Source organism: Alcaligenes sp. YSL9, assembly GCF_030515105.1.
GTDB lineage: Bacteria > Pseudomonadota > Gammaproteobacteria > Burkholderiales > Burkholderiaceae_B > Alcaligenes > Alcaligenes phenolicus.
Genome location: NZ_JALXJU010000001.1, coordinates 1,546,337 through 1,569,973 on the forward strand (window position 1 = coordinate 1,546,337; position 23,637 = coordinate 1,569,973).

General features: G+C 53.9%; 19 protein-coding genes and 3 tRNA genes. 3 read left to right on the plus strand and 19 right to left on the minus strand.

The window, feature by feature from the left end:
- Positions 1-3 precede the first annotated feature (3 nt).
- The 11 genes from nuoF to M2Q46_RS07240 form a co-directional block, all read right to left on the minus strand.
- Positions 4-1,371: an NADH-quinone oxidoreductase subunit NuoF gene (gene nuoF / locus M2Q46_RS07190; protein WP_009456684.1), complete on the minus strand. Its 1,368-nt coding sequence runs from the start codon at positions 1,369-1,371 to the stop codon at positions 4-6.
- Positions 1,368-1,862 carry an NADH-quinone oxidoreductase subunit NuoE gene (gene nuoE, locus M2Q46_RS07195; RefSeq protein ID WP_026483139.1) on the minus strand — a complete coding sequence of 165 codons (495 nt, stop codon included), beginning with the start codon at positions 1,860-1,862 and terminating at the stop codon, positions 1,368-1,370. Before nuoE ends, nuoF begins: the two co-directional genes overlap by 4 nt.
- Positions 1,863-1,891: 29 nt before the next feature.
- Positions 1,892-3,145: an NADH-quinone oxidoreductase subunit D gene (locus tag M2Q46_RS07200; RefSeq protein WP_003801056.1), complete on the minus strand. Its 1,254-nt coding sequence runs from the start codon at positions 3,143-3,145 to the stop codon at positions 1,892-1,894.
- A gap of 5 nt (positions 3,146-3,150) precedes the next feature.
- On the minus strand, positions 3,151-3,762 hold the full coding sequence (locus M2Q46_RS07205; protein WP_009456690.1) for an NADH-quinone oxidoreductase subunit C: 612 nt from the start codon (positions 3,760-3,762) through the stop codon (positions 3,151-3,153).
- A 26-nt stretch (positions 3,763-3,788) separates the two neighbouring features.
- Positions 3,789-4,265: an NADH-quinone oxidoreductase subunit B family protein gene (locus tag M2Q46_RS07210; RefSeq protein ID WP_003801059.1), complete on the minus strand. Its 477-nt coding sequence runs from the start codon at positions 4,263-4,265 to the stop codon at positions 3,789-3,791.
- Between the two features lie 147 nt (positions 4,266-4,412).
- The gene (locus M2Q46_RS07215; RefSeq protein ID WP_003801061.1) at positions 4,413-4,772 is read right to left on the minus strand and encodes an NADH-quinone oxidoreductase subunit A; all 360 of its coding nucleotides are present in this window, start codon (positions 4,770-4,772) and stop codon (positions 4,413-4,415) included.
- A gap of 603 nt (positions 4,773-5,375) precedes the next feature.
- Positions 5,376-6,539, minus strand: a complete 1,164-nt coding sequence (locus tag M2Q46_RS07220; protein ID WP_083053260.1) for a porin — start codon at positions 6,537-6,539, stop codon at positions 5,376-5,378.
- Between the two features lie 622 nt (positions 6,540-7,161).
- Positions 7,162-7,246, minus strand: a tRNA-Leu gene (locus tag M2Q46_RS07225).
- A 225-nt stretch (positions 7,247-7,471) separates the two neighbouring features.
- Positions 7,472-7,879, minus strand: coding sequence for a preprotein translocase subunit SecG (secG, locus tag M2Q46_RS07230; RefSeq protein ID WP_009456694.1), 408 nt, complete (start codon positions 7,877-7,879; stop codon positions 7,472-7,474).
- 18 nt (positions 7,880-7,897) lie between these two features.
- Positions 7,898-8,638 (minus strand): triose-phosphate isomerase, encoded by a 741-nt coding sequence (gene tpiA, locus M2Q46_RS07235; protein ID WP_302356950.1) that lies wholly within the window; start codon positions 8,636-8,638, stop codon positions 7,898-7,900.
- Positions 8,639-8,796: 158 nt separating this feature from the next.
- On the minus strand, positions 8,797-9,771 hold the full coding sequence (locus M2Q46_RS07240) for an NAD(P)H-quinone oxidoreductase (RefSeq protein WP_035272457.1): 975 nt from the start codon (positions 9,769-9,771) through the stop codon (positions 8,797-8,799).
- 233 nt (positions 9,772-10,004) lie between these two features.
- Here M2Q46_RS07240 and M2Q46_RS07245 point away from each other — a divergent pair.
- Both M2Q46_RS07245 and M2Q46_RS07250 read left to right on the plus strand, forming a co-directional pair.
- Positions 10,005-10,094, plus strand: a tRNA-Ser gene (locus M2Q46_RS07245).
- Between the two features lie 12 nt (positions 10,095-10,106).
- Positions 10,107-10,192, plus strand: a tRNA-Leu gene (locus tag M2Q46_RS07250).
- 226 nt (positions 10,193-10,418) lie between these two features.
- Here M2Q46_RS07250 and M2Q46_RS07255 read toward each other — a convergent pair.
- From M2Q46_RS07255 to ilvB, 7 genes are all read right to left on the minus strand, one after another.
- Positions 10,419-12,134, minus strand: a complete 1,716-nt coding sequence (locus tag M2Q46_RS07255) for an amidohydrolase (protein ID WP_302356951.1) — start codon at positions 12,132-12,134, stop codon at positions 10,419-10,421.
- Between the two features lie 377 nt (positions 12,135-12,511).
- Positions 12,512-14,650, minus strand: a complete 2,139-nt coding sequence (gene pnp, locus M2Q46_RS07260; RefSeq protein ID WP_035272454.1) for a polyribonucleotide nucleotidyltransferase — start codon at positions 14,648-14,650, stop codon at positions 12,512-12,514.
- Positions 14,651-14,739: 89 nt separating this feature from the next.
- Positions 14,740-15,009 carry a 30S ribosomal protein S15 gene (gene rpsO, locus M2Q46_RS07265; RefSeq protein WP_003801068.1) on the minus strand — a complete coding sequence of 90 codons (270 nt, stop codon included), beginning with the start codon at positions 15,007-15,009 and terminating at the stop codon, positions 14,740-14,742.
- A 166-nt stretch (positions 15,010-15,175) separates the two neighbouring features.
- Positions 15,176-15,943: a CDP-diacylglycerol--serine O-phosphatidyltransferase gene (pssA, locus tag M2Q46_RS07270; RefSeq protein ID WP_035272453.1), complete on the minus strand. Its 768-nt coding sequence runs from the start codon at positions 15,941-15,943 to the stop codon at positions 15,176-15,178.
- Positions 15,944-16,350: 407 nt separating this feature from the next.
- The gene (gene ilvC, locus M2Q46_RS07275; protein WP_009456705.1) at positions 16,351-17,367 is read right to left on the minus strand and encodes a ketol-acid reductoisomerase; all 1,017 of its coding nucleotides are present in this window, start codon (positions 17,365-17,367) and stop codon (positions 16,351-16,353) included.
- Positions 17,368-17,582: 215 nt separating this feature from the next.
- The gene (gene ilvN, locus M2Q46_RS07280) at positions 17,583-18,074 is read right to left on the minus strand and encodes an acetolactate synthase small subunit (RefSeq protein ID WP_003801075.1); all 492 of its coding nucleotides are present in this window, start codon (positions 18,072-18,074) and stop codon (positions 17,583-17,585) included.
- Between the two features lie 10 nt (positions 18,075-18,084).
- The gene (gene ilvB, locus M2Q46_RS07285; RefSeq protein WP_035272452.1) at positions 18,085-19,806 is read right to left on the minus strand and encodes a biosynthetic-type acetolactate synthase large subunit; all 1,722 of its coding nucleotides are present in this window, start codon (positions 19,804-19,806) and stop codon (positions 18,085-18,087) included.
- Positions 19,807-20,246: 440 nt separating this feature from the next.
- On the opposite strand from ilvB, the gene M2Q46_RS07290 reads away from it, so the two are divergent.
- Positions 20,247-22,532 carry an FUSC family membrane protein gene (locus tag M2Q46_RS07290; RefSeq protein ID WP_115633931.1) on the plus strand — a complete coding sequence of 762 codons (2,286 nt, stop codon included), beginning with the start codon at positions 20,247-20,249 and terminating at the stop codon, positions 22,530-22,532.
- A gap of 272 nt (positions 22,533-22,804) precedes the next feature.
- On the opposite strand, the gene yaaA is transcribed toward M2Q46_RS07290, so the two are convergent.
- Positions 22,805-23,590 carry a peroxide stress protein YaaA gene (gene yaaA / locus M2Q46_RS07295; RefSeq protein ID WP_009456706.1) on the minus strand — a complete coding sequence of 262 codons (786 nt, stop codon included), beginning with the start codon at positions 23,588-23,590 and terminating at the stop codon, positions 22,805-22,807.
- Positions 23,591-23,637 lie beyond the last annotated feature (47 nt).

The window sequence follows — 23,637 nt, forward strand, 5'->3', positions numbered from 1 at the left end:
GGCCTACAAATATTGAGGCACCACACAGCCTTTATGCTCGATGTGGTGTGCGAACTCGTCGCGGAAATGCTTAACGAAACTGCGCACCGGCATGGCAGCAGCATCACCCAGGGCGCAAATGGTGCGACCCATGATGTTCTGTGCGATGTCATCGAGCATGTCCAGATCTTCTGGGCGACCTTGACCGTTCTCGATACGATGCACCATGCGCCACAACCAGCCTGTGCCTTCCCGGCACGGCGTGCACTGGCCGCAGCTTTCGTGATAGTAAAAATAGGACAGGCGCAGCAGGGACTTGACCATGCAACGAGTCTCGTCCATCACGATGACAGCGCCCGAACCCAGCATGGAACCAGCCTTGGCAATGGAGTCATAGTCCAGGTTGGTCGCCATGATGATGTCGGCGGGCAAAACGGGCGAGCTGGAACCACCAGGGATCACAGCTTTCAGTTTGCGACCGTCGCGCATGCCGCCTGCCAATTCCAGCAAGGTGGCAAACGGTGTACCCAGAGGCACTTCGTAGTTACCGGGACGCTCTACGTCGCCAGTAATGGAGAAGATCTTGGTACCGCCCGCATTGGGGATACCCACTTCCAGGTATTCCTGACCGCTGTTGCGCAAAATCCAGGGTACAGCCGCGAAGGTTTCGGTGTTGTTGATGGTTGTCGGCTTGCCGTACAGACCAAAACTGGCCGGGAATGGTGGTTTGAAGCGAGGCTGGCCCTTCTTGCCTTCCAGGGACTCCAGCAGCGCAGTTTCTTCACCGCAAATATAGGCACCGTAACCGTGGAACGCATGCAGCTGGAAGCTGAAATCCGAACCCAGGATCTTGTCACCCAGAAAGCCAGCCGCACGGGCCTGTTCCAGCGCTTCTTCAAAACGCTGATAGATTTCGAACACTTCACCGTGGATGTAGTTGTAACCCACGGTAATGCCCATGGCGTAGGCTGCAATGGCCATGCCTTCGATCACGATGTGCGGGTTGAAACGCAGAATATCGCGGTCTTTAAAAGTGCCGGGCTCACCCTCGTCGGAGTTACATACCAAGTACTTTTGACCGGGCAAGCTGCGGGGCATGAAGCTCCACTTCAAACCCGATGGAAAACCTGCACCACCACGACCGCGCAAGGCCGAAGTCTTGACTTCAGCAATCACGTCTTCGGGCTTCATGCCGGTAGTCAGTACTTTACGCAGAGCTTCATAGCCACCACGCTTGACGTACTCTTCCAGGCCCCAGTTATCGCCGTTCAAACCAGCCAGAATCTGTGGCTGAATATGACGATCATGAAAAATCATGCTGCGCGACAGGTCGCCACCAGGGTTAGGTTCCAATCCCTGTGCGAACTTGCGCAGAATGTCCGGTGCAATCATGCCGATTCTCCGTGTGTCTTCAATTCTTCGAGCATGGCATCAATGCGCTCGGCTTCCATGCGCACGCACATGTGCTGATTGTTCAGCAGCATGACGGGCGAATCACCACATGAACCCATGCACTCTCCCATGATCAGGGAGAACTGGCCATCCGCCGTGGTTTCACCGTATTCGATACCCAGTTTCTCTTTCAGGTACTCGCCAGCCTTGACGCCATCACGCAGCGCACAGGGCAAGTTGGTGCAAACGGAAATGGTGACGCGGCCAACGGGCTTGGTGTGGAACATGTTGTAGAAGGTCGCAACCTCCTGCACAGCGATAGGCTCCACGCCAATGTATTGGGCCACATCCTCGATAATTTCTGGCGATACCCAGCCTTTTTCCTGCTGGGCAATGGCCAGGGAGGCCATGATGGCAGAGCGACGTTGATCTGCCGGGAACTTGCTCAGTTCCTTATCTATCTGTTGGTAGGCTTTTTCGGAAAGCAACATAATTCGGTTCCGTTTTTCCAGGCGCGACCTTAGCGGTCGATCTCGCCAAACACAATGTCCTGCGTGCCGATGATCGTTACCGCGTCGGCAATCATGTGACCGCGGCTCATTTCATCGAGGGCCTGCAAGTGGACGAAGCCCGGAGCACGGATCTTCATGCGGTAAGGCTTGTTACCGCCGTCAGATACCAGATAAATGCCAAACTCGCCCTTGGGATGCTCCACACCGGCATACACTTCGCCAGTAGGCACGTGCATACCTTCGGAGAACAGTTTGAAATGGTGGATCAAGTCCTCCATCCCGGTTTTCATGCGTTCGCGCGATGGCGGCGCCACTTTGTGGTTATCCGTGATGACAGGACCGGGGTTGTTGCGCAGCCACTGTACACACTGACGGATGATGCGGTTGCTCTCGCGCATTTCTGCGATACGAACCAGATAGCGGTCGTAAGAGTCACCGTTGCGACCCACAGGAATATCAAATTCGACGCGATCATAGACTTCGTAGGGCTGCATCTTGCGCAGATCCCACTCCACGCCCGAACCACGCAGCATGGGGCCGGTAAAGCCCAGCGCCTTGGCGCGATCGGGATCGACCACGCCCACGCCCACCAGACGCTGCTTCCAGATACGGTTATCGGTCAGCAGGGTTTCGTATTCGTCGACACAAGCGGGGAAACGGTTGGTGAAGTCTTCGATGAAATCCAGCAAGGAACCCGAACGCGCTTCGTTCATGGCTTTCAGTTCTTTGTCGGAGCGGTATTTGTTGGCCTTGTACTGAGGCATGGTGCCGGGCAGATCGCGGTAAACGCCACCAGGACGGTAGTAGGCCGCGTGCAAACGGGCACCGGAGACCGCTTCGTAGCAGTCCATCAGGTCTTCACGTTCACGGAAGGCGTACAGGAACACGGCCATGGCACCCACGTCCAGCGCATGCGAACCGACCGACATCAGGTGGTTCAGGATGCGGGTGATCTCGTCAAACATGACGCGGATGTATTGGGCACGCAACGGCACCTCAACACCGACCAGACGCTCCACGGCCATACAGTAAGCGTGCTCGTTGACCATCATGGACACATAGTCCAGACGATCCATGTATGGCAGGGTTTGCAGGAAAGTGCGGTGCTCGGCCAGCTTTTCGGTGGCGCGATGCAACAAACCAATATGGGGGTCAGCACGCTGAATGACTTCGCCGTCCAGCTCAAGCACCAAACGCAACACACCGTGTGCGGCTGGGTGCTGAGGACCAAAGTTCAGGGTGTAGTTTTGAATTTCTGCCATGATGCTTATCGCCCAATTCCGTAATCGTCCTCGCGCACCACTCGTGGCGTGATTTCACGCGGCTCGATGGTGACGGGCTGGTAAATGACCCGCTTCTGCTCGGTGTCATAGCGCATTTCGACGTAGCCGGAGATGGGGAAGTCTTTGCGGAACGGATGACCGATGAAACCATAGTCGGTCAGGATGCGACGCAGATCAGGGTGGTTCTCGAAAATAATGCCGTATAGGTCAAACGCCTCGCGCTCGAACCAGTTCACCGACGGCCAGACCTCGAACAGGGTTGGCAAAGCGGGGAAATCGTCGTTGGGCACAAAGCAGCGCACACGCAGGCGCCAGTTGTGCTTCAAGGACATCAGGTGCAGTACAACGGCAAAGCGATGGGGGAACTGAGCCGATGCAGCCTGATAGGTGGGCGCTTTCCAGGCGGAATAATCAATCCCGCACAAGTCGATACAGGTCTCAAAGCGCAGATCAGCGTGGTCGCGAAGCAATGTGCAAGTGTCGACCCATGCATCAGCGGGCACTTCCAAAGTGAGTTCATTGCGCGCTTGCGTCAACGCAGCCTGCTCGCCAAGGATAGAGAGCAAGTTGGTTTTTAAAGTTTCTAGCCGTGTCATAGTCTTGTTTAGCCTGTTCTAACCGTTCAGCGTGCGATGGTATTGGTCAAGCGGATCTTGTTCTGCATTTGCAGCAAGCCGTAAACCAAAGCCTCAGCAGTCGGAGGGCAGCCTGGCACGTACACATCTACCGGCACGATGCGATCACAGCCGCGAACGACCGAGTAGGAGTAGTGGTAGTAACCGCCACCGTTGGCACAGGAGCCCATGGAGACGACCCAGCGTGGCTCGGCCATCTGGTCGTACACCTTACGCAAGGCGGGTGCCATCTTGTTGCACAGGGTGCCCGCCACAATCATCAAGTCAGATTGACGTGGGCTGGGACGGAAAATAATGCCGAATTGGTCCAGGTCATAACGAGCTGCACCAGCGTGCATCATTTCCACTGCACAACAGGCCAGACCAAATGTCATGGGCCACATGGACCCTGTTTTTGCCCAGTTCAGAAACTTGTCTGCACTGGTCGTCACAAAACCTTCTTTGAGAATGCCGTCGATAGCCATAGTAGTTGCCTTTTGCCGGATCAGACCCTGGGAAGCCCCGGCCTATCCTGTTGCTGACCAAACCCGCTGTCATCAAGACGCATCCTCGTGCCCCTTATGCCCAGCAGCAGACGCGAAAACCCCTAGCAGGGTTCTCTATGGATGGGTTTACTCCCAGTCCAGAGCGCCTTTTTTCCATTCGTAGATAAAACCGACCGTCAAAACGGCCAGGAACGCCATAACGGTCCAGAAACCGACCAGGCCTACTGTTCCATTGGCCATGGCCCAGGGAAACAGAAAAGCGATTTCCAGATCGAACATGATGAACAGAATCGCGATCAGGTAGTAACGAATATCCACCTTCATGCGCGAATCGCCGAATGCTTCAAAACCGCATTCGTAAGGAGAGAGCTTTTCAGCATCGGGCCGGTTTGGACCGAGCACTCGACCGACTAAAAGTAGAGCCAGGCCAATCCCAGTGGCGACGATGATAAATAGCAAAACGGGAAAGTACTCTTGCAGGTTCATGCAAAGCATCCAATCGCAGTAAATAAACTCTTGGATTGTAGCATTTTGAGAGCACAGTTTTGGGGGATAACCCCAAACCATTACATCTATGCACGGGTGTTGCACCCATGCCGCAAAAACTGTCAGCTACCTGACCAAAAACCCTTCAACTATTGATTATTTACTTTATTAAGGGTTGCGATTTCAAGCACTGATTAATTATCTTACCCGCTTTTGTAAGGAAAATGTCAGCCACAACAGCCAGGAAAACGATTTTTCGCGCTTATTTTGTAAGCAAGACAAACAAGACCAAGCAGTCGGAATAGTAGATGGGCAAGCACAACACACAAGCGATTCGGACGCTAGGCACAGCAGGCCTCAGCATCACCTCATTCAACAGATCTGCACACAGAACCGCAAGAGCGAAGACAAGCACATACCAACAACCCTAGAAGCAACAGCCTCAAAACAGCCCAAGAGCCGCAATCCAAACAGACTGACCTGAACACCCCAGATAGCGAGCAATAAAAAAGCCATCCCGAAGGATGGCTTTTTATACTTCTTCAGCTCAAGCAAGCCCGAAGACTTGCTCATCGCGATGCGTAGACAGGCTACGCAAATCGATTAGAACTGGTGACGCAGACCAACGCCGAACAGCGTGGACTTGGCATCAGGCACGAAGTGAACGTTCTTGGCGTAAGAACCAATTGCGTACACGTTGGTGCGCTTGCTCAGTGGGTGGCTGTAACCCAGGCTGTAAGTGTGCTGCTTCTTCATTTCCCAGGACAGAGGGCTGTTGGACAGAGCGTTTGGAGCCGAACGGGCATCAGCCATTGTCCAAGAACCCATGATGGTGCCAGCGCCAACAGGAGCAGACAAACCAACCAGGTAGGAGTTGATCTTCAGACCGTCCAGACCAATCATGCTGCTTTCGATACCAGCATCTTTCAGCAGACCGGCGCTACCAGCGTAGTCTTGAGTTGCGAACAGACCGTTACGAGTCTGACCGAAAGCCAAGTAAGCCTTCACAACTTCGAAGTCGTAGCTACCACCGATGTTCCAAGACTTGACAGAAACGCTGTCGCCTTGGCTTTCAGGTGTCTTGAACTGGTCGTATGTCAGAGCAACGCCGATAGGGCCGTTAGCGTAACGCAGACCGGTGGTCACACCACGCTTGTTCTCTTGGCTACCGCCGTCAACCTTGTAAGCCTGGTTGCCGTTCACGTTGAACGAGTAACCAACGCCGAACTGGAAGCCGGAGAAGTTAGGGGTTTGGTACATGACCATGTTGTCGTAACGAGCGGTGTTAGCTGCAGTGAAAGCACCACCGATGTTAGCTTGGTCGAAACCACCGCCAAAAGGATCAGCAACAGCGCTCAAGTACTTGGAAGCGATGTTGGTTTGACGACCGAAGTCCAATTGACCCCAGCTGTCGCCAGCCAGACCCAGAGTGGCTTGACGACCGAACAGACGGCCACCTTGAGCCGAGTTACCGGTGCCCAGGTCAAAGCCGCTTTCCAGAACGAACACAGCGCGCAGGCCATCGCCCAGATCTTCGGAACCCTTCAGACCCCAGCGGTTGCCGGACTGAATACCATTGATCAGACCGGTACGCTTTTGCGAGAAATCACCAGCGTCAACGTTCGACAGGTACAAGGCTTCGTTGTACTTCAGCTTTTGGTAACCAATACCAGCGTCCAGAATACCGTACAGGGTGACAGACGTTTCTGCGTGTGCGACGCCAGCGAAGCCGGCCATCAGAGCAGCAGCGAGCAGAGTCTTTTTCATGTAAGAAATCTCCGTAGATTTGAGTAAATCAGAGCAGCCCAACTACAACAGTGCTGCTGCTCTTTCTAACTCCGCGATGGGAAGTTAACGCTATTGCATCAAAATTCCCGTCGCTTGACTACGAAACCCTTCGGAAACGTGAATCTTTGTGCACAGCTTGTTGGCTATACACAACAAAAACCCACTTGAAGCCGCTTTCCATGCCGCCTTGAGCAAGCGCGACAATTAGCAGGCTAAAGCCCGAATCTTCTTAAGAACTTGCTTTAAGTGATCCGAGCAATCGGTTGCCAATGCTGGTTTTCTGCAAACAAGGCAAAAAATGAAATCGGCACCGAAAAAGACAAGATCGCCGACCCCAGCCTATCGAAAGCCAAAGCTGGCCACTCAACCCACTTGATAAATTCTCACATTATGGGAATTTGCGCCCAAGGAGGATTCAGCATGCACTGACCCGGTTCAATCACTTTTCAGACAATCAAGACCAAGTCTTGAAAATCACAACGCAAGCAACTTACACAAGAAGGCAAAACACCCAAAAATTGGCGAAAAAAAAACCTGCCCTTGCCAGGATCAGGTTTTATTTCCAGGCTCCGCAATCGCAGAACTTTTCAACTTTTTTGTTTGGTGCCGACGACGAGACTCGAACTCGTACAGCTTTCGCCACTACCCCCTCAAGATAGCGTGTCTACCAATTCCACCACGTCGGCAAGCAATCAAGACAGCGATATTAGCATGACAAAAGTAAAGCTGTCAGTACAAAACGGCCTAAAACGCCTAAAAAAGCACGTACGCAGGCATATTCCACACAAACACAGCCCAATGAACAAAGCCCGCCATTAGGGCGGGCTTTGATATCGTACTTTCCGATCCTGCTTGTGTTCCTTGTTGCCTTCTATATATAGAGCAATATTGAATTCCCAAGCAGATCGAACTTACTCAGCAGCAGGAACCGCAGGAGCGCTTTGCTCAGGAGTTGCTGAAGGTACAGCAGCTGGCACAGAAGCGTCAGGGGCCGGAACCGAAGCTGCACCCGATGGAGCTGCGCCAGGAACAGACGATTCGTAACCCTGCATCACGCCCGCATCTACTTTCTGCGCAGGATGGTGAGCAACCCAGGCCAAACCGCCGGTAGACACAAAAAAGACGATTGCCGCCCACTTGGTCATACGCGACAAAAAGTTGGCCGCACCCGCCGCACCAAATACACTCCCTGCCGAGCCGCCACCAAAGGCCGAACCCATATCAGCGCCCTTGCCTTGCTGCAGCAGAACCAGACCAATAATCAACAGCGAGGAGATAACCTGCACCGCCATCAGAACGGAAGACATCCAATCTTGCATTTAAAGACTCCAGACCCTTTAAGCGGCCACAATACGTAAAAATTCTTGCGCATCCAAAGATGCACCACCCACCAAGGCACCATCAATATCCGGCATGGCAAACAGCTCGGCGGCATTATCCGCCTTCACGCTGCCACCGTACAAAATACGCAACTGATCCGACCCCATATAGGCGCGAATCTGTTGATGCATTTGCTGCGCTTGCTCCGGCGTTGCAGTCAAGCCCGTACCAATAGCCCAGACCGGCTCATACGCCAGGACCAGTTTGGATACCACTTCCGCCCCAAGAGCTTTGATGGGTTCAAGCTGATCTTGCACCACACAGATTTCCTGCCCCGCCTCACGATCGGCCAACTGCTCGCCAATACAGACAATAGGCGTCAAGCCCGCATCCAGTGCCGCAACAACTTTGGTGGCGACCTGAGCACTGCTTTCCTGATGATACTGGCGGCGTTCGGAATGCCCGACAATCACCCAGCGACAGCCGATATCAGCCAGCATTGCTGCCGAGATTTCCCCCGTGTATGCACCCTGGGCGTGGACACTGACATCTTGAGCACCGACCGCTATGGCCGACTCTTTCAAGATATCTGCCACCTGAGGCAAATACACATAAGGAACGCATACAAGCACATCACAATCTGCCTGCGCACCAGGCTGAACGAGCAGTTCTTGCAGCAGACGGCTGTTGCCATCAAGCGAGCCATTTAATTTCCAATTACCCGCAACCAGTCGTTTACGCGAAGAATGTACGCTCATTGCTCCCTTGATGCCAGTCAAAAAGTTACACCAACGCCCACAATCAAGGCGCAGCTAACCGGCTATTGTAGCGCGTGCTAATCCGTTTCGCGCATATTTGACAGAAAATTCGTTTCAGAACAGCAAGAAAAAGGGTGGCTGCGCCACCCTTGCTGCTTTTATGGAACAAGAATGATCTTGCCCACCTGCTCACCCGCCTCCATCATGGCATGCGCTTCGCTCGCCTTTTCCAAGGGGAAAGTGGCATGAATCAAGGGACGTACCTGCCCTGCTTCCAGCAAAGGCCAGACACGCTCTTTCAGAGCCTGCGCCAGTTGGGCCTTGAACTCGACAGAGCGGGACCGCAAGGTTGAGCCGGTAATAGTCAGGCGACGACGCAGGATCTCCCCACAATTAATCGTGGCCTTCACCCCACCCAGCAAAGCAATAATGACGATACGACCGTCATCAGCCAGACACGTCAAATCCCGGTTGATGTAGTCGCCAGAGACCATATCCAGAATCACATCAACGCCACGGCCGCCTGTTTTGCTTTTGATGACGTCTTCGTAAACCTCGGTTTTATAGTTGATGCCGATCCCGCCCAAGCGATTAATGGCCTCCACGCGCTCATCACTGCCTGCCGTGGCATATACCGTATGCCCCAGAGCCACTGCCAACTGGATAGCTGTTGTCCCAATTCCACTGGCACCGCCATGAACCAGCAGGGTTTCACCCTTGCTCAACTGACCACGGTCGAACACATTGCTCCAGACAGTGAAGAAAGTTTCTGGCAGCCCCGCCGCCTCCAGCAAGCTGAAACCCGCAGGAATAGGCAAGCACTGCTGTACTGGCACCACACAATATTCGGCATAGCCACCACCAGTGACCAACGCACAGACCTGATCCCCAATCTTGAACTCACTGCCCTGCACATCGCCCGATACGATTTCACCGGCCAGTTCCAGGCCGGGAATATCAGACGCACCAGCCGGCGGCGGGTAAGCGCCTGCTCGTTGCAAGACATCCGGACGGTTCACGCCCGCCGCCAGCACCTTGACCAGCACTTCACCAGGACCTGTTTGTGGCATGGGGCGCTCGCCCACTTGCAACACTTCCGGCTTTCCGAACTCGGTAATTTCAACAGCTCGCATACCTACTCCCTGATATCTAGACTATTTTTCCAGCGCGGCTGCAAGCACAAACCATAAGCAGCCGCCTTACCTGATGCAATCTATCACAGGCACTGGCATCAACGCTCTATTCCAGCCATGAAAACAGATTATTTCGATGACGCTGGCAAATTTATACGTTACACTTTAAGGCTTTCCTGCCCTCCGTGCTTTTTTGCGCATGTGACTTGCCAGGAAGAAAAGCCCAACAGACAGGAAGCGTGCCAGAGCGGTTGAATGGACCGGTCTTGAAAACCGGCGATGGGGTAACCCATCCGTGAGTTCGAATCTCACCGCTTCCGCCATCATCTCCCGCTGCATCCATGGCGGAATTGGTAGACGCAAGGGACTTAAAATCCCTCGATCTTTGATCGTGCCGGTTCGATTCCGGCTGGATGCACCATAGACCTGAGGCGGTCTGCGCTGATACATAAGCCTTGAATTTGCCCAAACCTGCGTTGGTTTTGCAGCAAAAACCAGGCGACACAAAGCCCACTAGGCATAGTGGGCTTTTTTGTTTCACCAACCATTGAATGGGGCAGTAACCATCTGCCGCTATATAAGCCGCATACGGCATACACACTGCCTGTTCAAACCCTGTCAATCAGAAAAACACTGCCAGGCTCCTTCTACGGAGCTGCGCCGTAGACCTGCCGACCGGCAAAGTAAGTCGCCAGAACCTGAGTGTCTTTCAAAGCCTCTACATCTACCTCCAGCACATCGCGATCCAGCACGATAAAGTCTGCCTGCTTACCCACCTCCAGAGAGCCAATTTCCCTATCCATTCGAATAGCCCTGGCCGCGTTGATGGTATAGGCCCTAAACATACTGTCTTTACCCATACGCTCGCCTGCATTCAAACCGCCATCCGGCCCAGAGCGTGTCATTGCATGATGCATGGCTTCCCACGGATTCGCCGTAGAAATAGGCCAATCACTGGCACCCACAATCACCGCTCCATGCTGCTGCAGCGACCGAGCTGGATACTGACCCTGAAACTCCGAATCAGGAATATAAGGCTTGACCAGATCAAGCAGATAGTTATCAAGCTCGGCCCAGTGCAACTGCATGACAGCCATCACATCGAGCTGTTTAAAGCGGGGGTAATCAGCCGGGCTTACCAACTGCAGATGCGTAATGGAATGCGGTACACCACTGCTACGCTTTTTGCGCGCCGACTCAATAGCATCCAAAGATACACGCACAGCCCGATCACCCAAGGCGTGGATATGCACCAGCCAGCCACGCTGATCAATAGCATCAACCAGCTGCGTCATTTTGCGCTGCTCCAGCAGCAGCTCGCCCTGCTTGCCAGAGTTTTCATAGCGGCCCAGCAAGGCTGCGCTTTGAGCCGGATACTCCAACACCCCATCAGCAAACACCTTGATACCCGGCAAACTCAGGTTAGGGATGTGCGCAAAGCGCTTTCGGACACCATCAAGCTGCTCCAGATCCGCAGCATCACTCTCCGGACTGGCCACCAGCAAGGCAGCAACATGAGCAGTTAATAAACCCGCTTCTGATAAAACCCGGTAAGCCGGCAATATGCCCTCTCCAACACTGCCAAGAGGTCGAGAAAACAACGCCTCCCCCGGCCCGGCGTTGGCCGCCGGGTCCATCCAGGCCGTAATGCCATAGCGATTATTGGTTTCAATAGCGATTTTTGCAGCTGCCAGTAGCTGCTTTTCAGCTGGTTTGGGCAAGATCACCGTTACCTTATCCAGGCCAGCATCCACCAACACCCCATCAGGCTGACCATTACTGGCCACACCGATGGTGTGTCGAGACTTCGCAGGCAATGACTGCACGTAAGCAGCGTCAATTCCCGCCTTTTCACGCATTGCCTGATTCGCCCAGGCCGTATGATAGTCTGCCCCCATCAGCAACACAGCCTGATGCTGCCAAGCCCCAGCATCCAGCAAATCGCTCAATGACTCGGGCGCAGACCACACCGCAGGATTCACCCCAAACACCACCATAGGCACATCCGGTCCGAACTCTTTTTCCACCAGCCAGGTTTGCAATTGCTGAGCGAGTTCAAGCGGACTGAGCTCTTGATCCTCCAGATTTGGCGCCAAGGCAGCCAGGCCCGCAAAAATAGCGTGGGAGTGCGCATCAATCAGGCCAGGCATAACGCGTCGACCCTCAAGGCTTAGCATGCGAGTTTTCGCTCCCTGATAGTGCAAGATCTGTTCGCTCTTGCCTATGGCCAGAATTCGGCCGTGACTCACGGCCATCGCCTCGGCATCAGGTGAATTGGCATTAGCGGTATAGATCTTCGCGTCCAGAAAGATCGTATCAGCGACTTCATTAGCGCCAACGCTCCCCGTAGACCCAACTAGCATCACAGCACACAAGCACCTGAATAGCCTGTTTATCCCCATCATTGACTGTCTCCTGCCTCAGCTTTTGATCATGCTCGGCCAGTACCCACCCAAGCGACAACTCAAACTTGGATCAGCATGACATCGCATCACTCTCTGTTTATGGATTTTATGATCTCGACATCCAGACAGCGCTTAATAAAGCCCTGCCAACCCAAGACAAGCGCTACCAAAACCCACGACAGATTTCCTCTAAAGCACGAAGACCAAGGCTTTAGCCAGAATGTACAACGTTTAAACAAGGCGCATTCAAACCAGTCCCCTCCAACCCCGGACAATGCCAAACGCAAAAAACCCGCCTTGCAGCGGGTTTTTCTTCAAGCAGACTGCAAGCGCTATCAGGAAGCAGCAGGAGCAGCTGGGCCGCCTTGAGCTTCGATACCACCAATAGCCTTGATCGACAGACGCAGACGACCTTTCTCGTCAGCTTCAATGACCTTGACCTTAACAACCTGACCTACTTTCAGCACGTCATTGATGTTAGCGATACGGTAGTTGGCAATCTCGGAGATATGCAGCAAGCCGTCACGGCCTGGCAGCACTTGCACAATCGCGCCAAAGTCCAGCAAACGCATCACTGGGCCTTCGTATTCCTGACCCACTTCCACTTCAGCGGTCAGCTCTTTAATACGGCGCTCGGCTTCGCGGGCCTTGTCCAGATCGGCGCTGGCGATCGTGATGGTGCCGTCATCCGAAATATCGATCTGTGTACCGGTTTCTTCGGTCAGGGCGCGGATGGTTGCACCACCCTTACCAATCACGTCACGAATCTTCTCGGGGTTGATCTTCACGGTCAGCATGCGAGGCGCGAATTCGGACATCTCGGTACGGGAACCGTCGATGGACTCTTTCATCTTGCCCAGGATGTGCATACGGCCTTCGTGAGCCTGAGCCAATGCAACCTGCATGATTTCCTTGGTGATGCCCTGGATCTTGATGTCCATCTGCAAGGCAGTAATACCTTTCTCGGTACCGGCAACCTTGAAGTCCATATCGCCCAGGTGATCTTCGTCACCCAGAATGTCGGTCAGCACAGCAAACTTGTTGCCTTCCTTGATCAGGCCCATGGCCACACCAGCCACGTGATCCTGCACAGGCACACCAGCGTCCATCATGGACAGGGAGCCACCACACACCGATGCCATGGAGGAGGAACCGTTGGATTCAGTGATCTCGGACACCACGCGGATGGAGTACTGGAAATCTTCAGCGGCTGGCAGCAAGGGAGTCAAAGCACGCTTGGCCAGACGACCGTGACCGATTTCACGACGCTTGGGAGCGCCGAAACGGCCAGCTTCACCTGTGGCGAATGGAGGCATGTTGTAGTGCATCATGAAGCGATCACGGTACTCGCCCATGATCGAATCAATGATCTGCTCGTCTTGCTTGGTACCCAGAGTGGTGACCACCAAGGCCTGAGTTTCGCCACGCGTGAACAAGGCGCTACCGTGAGCACGGGGCAGAACGCCCAGACGGATGCTGATAGGACGAACGGTACGGGTGTCGCGACCGTCAATACGGGACTCGCCGCTCAAGATGCGCGAACGCACGATCTTGCTTTCCAGGTCGAACATCATGTTTTCGACGGCAACCATATCAGGCTGATCCTGACCGGCGGCTTCAGCTTGAGCCTTGACCGTTTCTTTAACCTGAGCGTAGACAGCGCGCACTTGCTCGGTACGAGCTTGTTTTTCGCGAGTCTGGTAGGCCTGTGTCAGACCTTCTTCAGCAGCAGCGGTTACCGCAGCCAACAGGCTTTCGTTAACAGCAGCAGGCTGCCAATCCCACTCGGGCTTGCCAGCTTCTTCAACCAGTTCGTGAATGCAGTTGATGGCTGCTTGCATTTGCTCGTGAGCAAACACCACACCACCCAGCATGACTTCTTCGGACAATTGCTTGGCTTCGGACTCAACCATCAGCACAGCCTGCTCGGTACCAGCCACAACCAGATCCAGAGCCGAAGATTTCAGCTGAGTAGCGGATGGGTTCAGCACGTACTGACCATCAACGTAACCCACACGGGCAGCGCCCACAGGACCGTTGAAAGGAATGCCGGAAATAGCCAGGGCAGCCGAGGCGCCGATCATGGCAGCGATATCAGGATCAATTTCAGGGTTGACCGATACCGTGTGAATGATGACCTGAACTTCGTTGTAGAAGCCTTCAGGAAACAGAGGACGCAGTGGACGGTCGATCAGGCGGGAGATCAGGATCTCGCGCTCGGATTGACGGCCTTCACGCTTGAAGAAACCACCAGGGATCTTGCCAGCGGAGTAGGTTTTTTCGACGTAATCAACGGTCAGAGGGAAAAAGTCCTGACCCGCTTTCGCTTCGCTTTTGCCAACAACAGTGGCCAACACAACAGTGTCTTCAATCGAAACCAGCACGGCACCTGACGCCTGACGTGCGATTTCGCCGGTTTCCAGAACGACGGTATGCTCGCCGTACTGGAAAGACTTGGTGACTTTATTGAACATTAGGAGAATCCTTACAATAAAAAAACCGTGCACACAGCGAAACCAGTTCGCCGAATGCACGGTTGTTTAGCGGGGAGCCAGCCCCGGTATCACTTACGCAGACCGAGTTTTTCGATCAAAGCACGGTAAGCGTCTGGATTACGACCTTTCAGGTAATCCAGCAATTTGCGACGACGGCTAACCATGCGCAACAGACCACGACGGGAGTGGTGATCTTTGTTGTGAGCCTTGAAGTGGCCGGTCAATTCGTTGATGCGAGCGGTCAGCAAAGCCACTTGCACTTCTGGGGAGCCTGTATCGCCTTGTTTACGCTGAAACTCGGAAACGATATCGACTTTTTTGATATCTGCAACTGCCATTTTATTTAGCCTCTAAGACTTGCGTTAGGACCGAGGTGCCCTAACGTGTTGAAAATGAGATTGAGTGCACCGGGCCCATCAGGCCAAGTACAAGCAAACGATTATAACGAAAAACCGGACAAGGCGTTAAGCATTTCGGCCTGCTGGCCTGCCAAAGCCGGGGATTTTAGTTGTTTCCACGCCGAAGTCGTGCCAAAGCACGAGCTCGACGCCAGCGCCAGGCCATCACAAACCAGCCCGACAAGCCATACAGGCAGAACAGGCCAAACAGGAAGACTGGCGGATCCGTAGAGACAAACACGAAGACCAGCACAAAAAGCAGCATGACCCAAAATGGCACGCTACGGCTGATCGCAAAGGACTTACCGCTGTAGAACGGCGCATTGGAGACCATGGCCAGGCCGGCATAAATGGTTAAACCAAAGGCAACCCAGGGAATCACATTCACTTGCAAGGAGAGCTTGTTGTCCACCGCCAGCCAGACAAAGCCAGCGACCAGAGCAGCGGCCGCCGGGCTGGGCAAGCCCTGGAAAAAACGCTTGTCGACCACTTCAATATTGGTATTGAAGCGGGCCAGGCGCAGCGCACCACCAGCTACATAAATAAAGGAAGCCAACCAGCCCCAGCGGCCCAATCCCTGCATGGCCCAGACGTACATGACCAGCGCGGGCGCTGCACCAAAGGAAATCATGTCTGCCATGGAGTCGTATTGCTCACCAAAGGCGGACTGAGTATTGGTCAAACGAGCAACCCGCCCGTCCATACCATCAAACACCAGCGCCAGGAAAATGGCGATGGCTGCCGCCTCAAAGCGGCCATTCATGGCCTGCACAACAGCATAAAACCCCGCGAACAAATTGGCGGTCGTAAATGCGTTGGGCAGAAGATAGATGCTACGCCGACGACGGGTTTCATCATTGAGCAAATTGGGCATAATTTATGCTTTAAGAGTTGTTGCTAAGGACTGAACACTCGAATGTAGCATTGTCCCCAAGGCTACAGAGTGCGAATAATTCCAGCATATATAAGCCAGAGCGAACAGAAATGGCCAAGAGGCCTGCGGCCAGGGAGTTCATGGATAAACAGTAGATTTTATCGAACCCGCTTGCGCACCACCCCAACAGGGGCACGATGGTCAAACCAAGCACTGCATTTTATCGCGCCCTCACCAATACGGCTATAAGACGAGAACAAGGCGCTTCCATCCTTTTCTCAGCCCAAGCAGAGGCGGCGCTGAAAGCCAAATTCTTGCAGCAATAAAAAAACCGGATGACGCCGCAAGACGTCAGCCGGTTCAGGCTCAAGACCAGGGCAGCTTATGAGGTTGCCCCGATATCAAACTTAGTTCTTGGACTTGTCGACCAGCTTGTTAGCGGCGATCCAAGGCATCATGGAGCGCAGCTTGCTACCCACTTGCTCGATCTGCGATTCGGCGTTGATACGACGACGCGAGATCAGGGTAGGAGCGCCTGCGGCGTTTTCCAGGATGAAGTTCTTGGCGTACACGCCGGTCTGGATGTCTTCCAAGCACTGGCGCATGGCTTTGCGGGTTTCGTCGGTAACAATCTTCGGACCGGTCTCGTATTCGCCGTATTCGGCGTTGTTGGAGATCGAGTAGTTCATGTTGGCGATACCGCCTTCGTAGATCAGGTCCACGATCAGCTTCAGTTCGTGCAAGCACTCGAAGTAAGCCATTTCAGGAGCGTAACCAGCCTCAACCAGCGTGTCGAAACCAGCCTTGATCAGCTCAACCGCACCACCGCACAGAACAGCCTGTTCACCGAACAAGTCGGTTTCGGTTTCTTCGCGGAAGTTAGTTTCGATGATACCGGCACGGCCACCGCCGTTAGCCGATGCGTAAGACAGAGCCACGTCGCGAGCAGCGCCGGTCTTGTCCTGGTAAACAGCGATCAGGTGAGGAACGCCGCCGCCTTGGCTGTAGGTGCCACGCACAGTGTGACCAGGAGCCTTGGGAGCAATCATGATGACGTCGATATCGTCACGTGGCACAACTTGGCCGTAGTGAACGTTAAAGCCGTGAGCAAATGCCAGAGCGGCGCCGGGCTTGATGTTCTCGGCAACCTGATTGCGGTAAACCTCGGCAATGTTTTCGTCAGGCAACAAGATCATGACGACGTCAGCGCTCTTGACGGCTTCAGCCACTTCCTGAACTTTCAGGCCAGCGTTCTCGGCTTTGCTCCAGGAGGCGCCGCCTTTGCGCAGACCAACAACCACGTTCACGCCGGACTCGTGCAGGTTCAGGGCGTGGGCGTGGCCTTGCGAGCCGTAACCGATGATGGCAACGGTCTTGCCTTTGATCAGGGAAAGATCACAATCCTTGTCGTAGAAAACTTTCATTTCAGGTGCTCCAAATTTAATAATTTCGCTTAAACAGCAATTCGAGAATGGCCGCTCATGCAGCAGCGGCACAAAAAGGACCTTGACTCATTACTTTCAGAACAGGGCCACCGCGGTCTACACAGCATCAGGCCGTGTTTACCCTTTATAAGGAGCTGCCTTGAAAAGCAGCTCCTTGAATAAAAGCGGTAATTATGTCCTGAAAAAGCCTTGGCTTACAGCTTTAAGACACGTTCGCCACGGCTGACACCAGAGACCCCGGTGCGCACTGTTTCAAGAATGGCCGTACGATCCAGCGCATTGATGAAAGCAGCAATTTTGTCTTGAACACCGGTCAATTCGATGGTGTATGTCTTGTCCGTAACATCAATGATGCGACCGCGGAAAATATCCGCCATGCGCTTCATCTCTTCACGTTCCTTGCCCACCGCCCGCACTTTGATCAGCATGAGTTCACGCTCGATGTGTGGGCCTTCGGACAGATCCACCACCTTGACCACGTCAACCAGACGGTTCAAGTGCTTGGTGATCTGCTCGATGACGTCGTCCGCCCCTCGGGTAACGATAGTCATGCGAGACAGGGTGTCGTCCTCGGTTGGAGCGACCGTCAAGGTCTCGATGTTATAGCCACGGGCCGAAAACAGGCCGACCACACGGGACAGTGCGCCGGGCTCGTTTTCCAGAAGGATAGAAATGACGTGTTTCATGATTCTCTCCTTACAGATCGTCCGGGCCCAAGAGCATTTCTGTCAGGCCGCGGCCTGCTTTCACCATCGGGAACACGTTTTCGGTTTGGTCCGTGATGAAGTTCAGAAATACCAGGCGGTCTTTGTGCGTGGTGAAGGCTTCGCGAATAGCGGGGACCACATCGGCTGGCTTGTCGATCTCCAGACCCACGTGACCATAGCTTTCCACCAGTTTGACAAAGTCAGGCAGTGCATCCACGTAAGACTCGGAATAACGCGAGCCGTAGTCGATTTGCTGCCACTGGCGCACCATGCCCAAATAACGATTGTTCAGGCAAAGAACCTTGGGGCTCAAGCGGTACTGTTTACACGTAGACAGTTCCTGAATGTTCATCTGAATGGAGCCCTCACCCGTGATGACGGCAACATCCTGGCCAGGGTTGGCCATTTGCACACCCATTGCGTAAGGCAAGCCCACGCCCATCGTGCCCAGGCCACCGGAATTGATCCAGCGACGAGGCTTATTGAATTTGTAGTACTGAGCCGCCCACATCTGGTGCTGACCCACATCAGAAGTCACGAAAGCGTTGCCGCCCGTCACTTCCCACAGGGATTCCACCACGTATTGCGGCTTGATCAGCTCGTCCGACTTGGCGTAGGCCAAGGAGTTCTTGCCCCGCCAGACATTGATCTGTTTCCACCAATCATTCAGGGAGGGCTGGTTCTGCGATTCCTGACGGCTTTGCGCATACAGCTCATTGAACTCGGTCAGCACGTCTTTGACACAGCCCACGATAGGCACATCAACTTTCACGCGCTTGGAAATTACCGAAGGATCAATATCAATATGAATGATCTTGCGTGGGTTCTGACCGAAGTGGCGGGTATTACCAATCACTCGATCATCAAACCGTGCACCCACTGCGATCAGAACGTCGCAATGCTGCATGGTCATATTGGCTTCGTAAGTACCGTGCATGCCGGGCATGCCGATGTACTGATCCGCCGTACCTGGATAGGCACCCAGACCCATCAAGGTAGTCGTGCAAGGAGCACCGCTTAACTTGACCAGCTCATTGAGTTCGCTGTCAGCATTACCCAGCACCACACCACCACCAACATAAATCAGCGGGCGCTCGGCGCTATTGAGAATCTGGACGGCTTTCTTGATCTGCCCCTGATGGCCTTTGGTCACAGGTGCGTAGGAACGCATCTTGACCTCGCCACGCTTGGGCGTGTATTTGCACGTTGCAGTCGTAATATCTTTGGGGATATCAATCAGCACAGGACCGGGACGGCCCGTCGTGGCAATAAAAAATGCCTTGCGAATGGTATCGGCCAAATCACGAACATCGCGCACCAGGAAGTTGTGCTTGACGCAAGGACGGGTGATACCGATGGCATCACACTCCTGGAAAGCATCTTCACCAATTGCCTGGGTGCTGACCTGCCCACTGATGATGACCATCGGAATGGAGTCCAGGTAAGCGGTCGCAATACCGGTGACGGCATTGGTGACGCCCGGGCCACTGGTTACCAGTGCCACGCCAACTTTTTGGGACGAACGGGAATAGGCATCCGCAGCATGAACAGCAGCCTGTTCATGACGCACAAGAATGTGCTGGAAGCGGTCCTGCTTGAAGATTGCGTCGTAGATATAGAGAACGGCACCACCCGGATAACCGAAAACGTGTTCCACGCCTTCGTCCGCGAGCGTGCGCACAACAATATCTGCGCCATTTAATTCAGACATGAGTTTTCCTTTCAGTCTTGCTCTGCAATATCGACTGACCACGACGGTCCGAGCTTGAACCGATGTCAGCAACATGATCTGGCGCTTCATGGCCCACAGGACCACACCACCCAGACACATTACCGTCCGGCCTGCACTCTTCGACACCCAGTGCGTGCATACAAAAACGTATGCGTTAGCTTGAAACGGAAGTCCTGGCATCCCACGCTTGTGACGCGGCCAGCAACAAAGTTTTTAGGCGCAAAAAACCGGGCGGATGGCCCGGTTAACAGTGCCTCGCTACAATTTGCTCGGATAAGGAGCAAAAACACCTGGTTACTTTACCTTGACTGCACAAAGCGAGCAACTGTGATTGTTGGTAAAGTGCAAAAAAACAGGCTTAAAGCTTGCATACGTAAAACGATATACTGTCTACCTATGACGAGCTGTCCGGGTATTTTATGGCATCGCCCATCCCACAATTAAAACAATTCCTGTATAGCCACTATTTTTTCGGCGGACTGCGCCAGTCCATCGGTGTGCTGTTGCCGGTCATTATTTTGGGCCGCTTCTTTGGTCACTATGACATTGGCGTCATTGCGTCCATGGGTGCCACCTGCGTTGCCATCATTGACCAACCCGGCGGCCCACGCCGCTATCGCAACAATGAAATGCTGGGCGGTATTGCGCTGGGCACGGTCACCGTTGGCCTGACAGGTCTGGCCTCCAGCTCTCCCCTGCTGCTGGTCCTGTGCGTACCGTTTCTGTGCTTTCTGTACAGCATGTTCTCCGTCTTTGGTCGTCGCGGCGGGCTGATCGGCTTTGCCGCCCTGCTGCTGATGACCTTGACGATGCGCTTTCCCATGCAGCCTCACGAGGTATTGGCGCACACGCTGTATTCCTTTGCCGGTGGTCTGTCCTATTACTTGTTCAGCACCCTGTTCCGACGCTTGTTCTGGTATAGGGAAGAGCGCCAGACACTGGCGGTAGCCCTGTTTGCCACGGCTGAATACATGGAAGCGCGCTCGCAATTCTATGACTCCACCTCGGATCTGGACGCCTGCTATAGACGGCTGATCAATCTTCAATCCAATATGACCGAAAAGCACCAGGCCGCCCGCGACGTGGTACTGCGTGAATTGCCGCGCGGTTATGGACGAGGCGATCACCACCGCAAGGCACTGCTGACTATCTTCTTGAATATGGTCAGCATTCTGGACTCGCTGGTCGCGACCTATACCGACTACACCGTCCTGCGCCGTCAGCTTTCCGACAGCGATTTCATGGTTTTTGCGCGTGATGGCTTGCACAAGCTTTCGTTGGATATTGGCCGCATTGCCATGAATGTTTCACGAAGCGCTCGCACCACCCGTCGCTCCAGCGTCAAAGCGGAAATCCGCGCCATGGAATACGAGCTGGAGAAGTACAAACGCCAGGGCATGTCGCAAACAGACCCGGAAACCTACGCCCTGCTAGTCCAGGTCTTGCGCCGACTGCGTAACCTGAACCGCATTGTGGACAGCATGGCAAGCCTGTCGCATCGTGCCAGCCAGAATCTGCCAGTCGATCAATACCTGAATAAATCGCTAAGCCGCATGCTCTCGCGTGAAGAACTGCGTTTGGGCATGCTCAGCAGCAATATGAAGCTGAAGTCCTCGCACTTCCGCTACGCGGCACGTGTCAGCATTGCGTCCATGGTGGCCCTGGGAGTTGGCGCACTCAGCGCCCATTTCCAAAGCGAACTGGGCCTGGTCAGCGCCCTGACAGCACACAGTTACTGGATCATCCTGACGATTCTGGTCATTATGAAGCCAGGCTTTGCCATCACACGCCAACGCAATGGCTGGCGCCTTTTTGGCACGGTACTGGGCTGCGGAGCGGCCTTCCTGCTCCTGAAGCTAACGGACAACCGCGAGCTGTATCTGATCGCCATGTTGCTGGCCTACCTGCTGGGTAACAGCCTGGTTCAACTGAACTTCCTGCTATCGGCCCTGTTCAACACAATCTTTGTGATTTTGTCCTTCCAATTCCTGTCCACGGGCGGCTCCTTCATTATTGGAGAACGTCTGGTGGATACGCTGATTGGTTGCGGTATTGCCATGGCCGCCAGTTACTTGCTCCCCAACTGGGAATCCAGCGCCATGACAGGTCTGGCCCGAGCAGCCTTGGCCGCCAACAAAGAGTTCTGGCGTGCAGGGCTGGAATTCGCTCGCTTGAGCCGCCTGCATAACCAGATCCTTAAAAGCGGTCAGGAAGGCGAACCCACTATGACAGAGGCCCAGAAAAACCAGGTGGATCTGGACTTGATGGAAGCCGACACCGCCTGGCAAGTGGCAAACAAGAACGTACACATTGCCTTCAGCAACTTTGCCTCGGCCTTTTATCGCATGATGGATGAACCAGTTAGCCGACAAGCCAATGTATCCCTGCTGAATAATCTGCTGATTCAGAACCACGTGCTGGCCTCGCAGATCAGCGCCGCTGCCCCGCTTCTGGCTAATTTGAGTCAGATTCCGCCAGGCATCCAGAACTCCCTGGATGCCATTGGCGCACTGATTAACGACCAGGATGCCGACCCGCCTGCTTCCATCGAAACCGACGGTGAGCTGGCCATGCTGGCCTACCCTATCCGTCAGATGGTCAAGGCCGCCCAACTGATACGTCAGGATATGAGAGGCCTGGAATACAGCGCTGGCCCGCAACTGCCGCCTGAGCGCAAGCAGGAACTGAAACAGCAAGGGGCCTGATGGCCATGCCATGTCCCGTATACATGTGGAGCTCGCCGTCGGGACCAAATAAACAAGAACTCAAAGCACAAAGCACAAAGCACAAAGCACAAAGCACAAAGCACAAAGCACAAAGCAAAAGAGCATAGGGTGTCCAGCCCTCTTCAATTCGCAGGACCAAAAATAAAAAGGCAAGGCGCAAATACATGGCCTTGCCTTTCTTTTTTACCTGCAAGACCGCAGATCAGCTAAAGAGCTGTTCTTACGGCGCAAGCAACAACGCTAACTACTTATCAAGCCTTGGCATCCTGCTCGGAGCGACGGAACACCAGCTTGTCCTCGCTGGAGAGCTCAGGCTGGAATACATACCCCTCGCGATCAAACGCCTTCAAGCCTTCCACTGTTTGCACACGCTTGTCGATGACAAAGCGGGCCATCAAACCACGGGCTTTCTTGGCGTAGAAACTGATAATCTTCCAGACACCGTTTTTCTCGTCCTGGAAAACGCACTGAACCACACGGGCACGCAAGGCTTTTTGATCGACCGCCTTGAAATACTCTTCGGAGGCCAAGTTCAAGACAACGGGCTTGGCTTCGCCTTCCTGACGCTCGTTCAAATAATTGGCAATCCGGCTGCCCCAGTAAGCGTACAAATTGGCACCTTCGGGATTCTTCAAGCGAGTGCCCATTTCCAGACGGTAAGGACGCATCAAATCCAAAGGACGCAAAGCACCGTACAAACCGCTAAGAATCACAATGTGGTCCTGCGCCCACTTCAGCTCCTTGTCCGACAAATCCGTTGCAGCCATGCCCTCATATACATCACCATTAAAAGCCAGAATGGCCTGACGGGCATTGGAGCGGTCAAACTTGGGCTCCCACTCCTGGTAACGCTGGACATTCAAGCGCGCCAGGTCGTCGCTCAGCTTCATCAAGCCGGCAATATCCTCTTCGGACTGAGTGCGCAAAATATCAATCAAGCCTTGCGCCTGCTCCACAAACAGAGGCTGGGTTTCCAGCTGCGTGCGTACAGGGGAATCGTAATCCAGCTTTTTCGCTGGCGAGAGCAATAACAACATGCGCCTATATCCTTTCTATCCAAACAGATAAAGGGCCATGCCCTTTA

Excerpts from the sequence above, each read along its gene's own strand:
- nuoF (WP_009456684.1), bottom strand. The coding sequence starts at position 1,371 with ATGATTGCACCGGACATTCTGCGCAAGTTCGCACAGGGATTGGAACCT.
- nuoE (WP_026483139.1), bottom strand. The coding sequence starts at position 1,862 with ATGTTGCTTTCCGAAAAAGCCTACCAACAGATAGATAAGGAACTGAGC.
- M2Q46_RS07200 (WP_003801056.1), bottom strand. The coding sequence starts at position 3,145 with ATGGCAGAAATTCAAAACTACACCCTGAACTTTGGTCCTCAGCACCCA.
- M2Q46_RS07205 (WP_009456690.1), bottom strand. The coding sequence starts at position 3,762 with ATGACACGGCTAGAAACTTTAAAAACCAACTTGCTCTCTATCCTTGGC.
- M2Q46_RS07210 (WP_003801059.1), bottom strand. The coding sequence starts at position 4,265 with ATGGCTATCGACGGCATTCTCAAAGAAGGTTTTGTGACGACCAGTGCA.
- M2Q46_RS07215 (WP_003801061.1), bottom strand. The coding sequence starts at position 4,772 with ATGAACCTGCAAGAGTACTTTCCCGTTTTGCTATTTATCATCGTCGCC.
- M2Q46_RS07220 (WP_083053260.1), bottom strand. The coding sequence starts at position 6,539 with ATGAAAAAGACTCTGCTCGCTGCTGCTCTGATGGCCGGCTTCGCTGGC.
- secG (WP_009456694.1), bottom strand. The coding sequence starts at position 7,879 with ATGCAAGATTGGATGTCTTCCGTTCTGATGGCGGTGCAGGTTATCTCC.
- tpiA (WP_302356950.1), bottom strand. The coding sequence starts at position 8,638 with ATGAGCGTACATTCTTCGCGTAAACGACTGGTTGCGGGTAATTGGAAA.
- M2Q46_RS07240 (WP_035272457.1), bottom strand. The coding sequence starts at position 9,771 with ATGCGAGCTGTTGAAATTACCGAGTTCGGAAAGCCGGAAGTGTTGCAA.
- M2Q46_RS07255 (WP_302356951.1), bottom strand. The coding sequence starts at position 12,134 with ATGCTAGTTGGGTCTACGGGGAGCGTTGGCGCTAATGAAGTCGCTGAT.
- pnp (WP_035272454.1), bottom strand. The coding sequence starts at position 14,650 with ATGTTCAATAAAGTCACCAAGTCTTTCCAGTACGGCGAGCATACCGTC.
- rpsO (WP_003801068.1), bottom strand. The coding sequence starts at position 15,009 with ATGGCAGTTGCAGATATCAAAAAAGTCGATATCGTTTCCGAGTTTCAG.
- pssA (WP_035272453.1), bottom strand. The coding sequence starts at position 15,943 with ATGCCCAATTTGCTCAATGATGAAACCCGTCGTCGGCGTAGCATCTAT.
- ilvC (WP_009456705.1), bottom strand. The coding sequence starts at position 17,367 with ATGAAAGTTTTCTACGACAAGGATTGTGATCTTTCCCTGATCAAAGGC.
- ilvN (WP_003801075.1), bottom strand. The coding sequence starts at position 18,074 with ATGAAACACGTCATTTCTATCCTTCTGGAAAACGAGCCCGGCGCACTG.
- ilvB (WP_035272452.1), bottom strand. The coding sequence starts at position 19,806 with ATGTCTGAATTAAATGGCGCAGATATTGTTGTGCGCACGCTCGCGGAC.
- M2Q46_RS07290 (WP_115633931.1), top strand. The coding sequence starts at position 20,247 with ATGGCATCGCCCATCCCACAATTAAAACAATTCCTGTATAGCCACTAT.
- yaaA (WP_009456706.1), bottom strand. The coding sequence starts at position 23,590 with ATGTTGTTATTGCTCTCGCCAGCGAAAAAGCTGGATTACGATTCCCCT.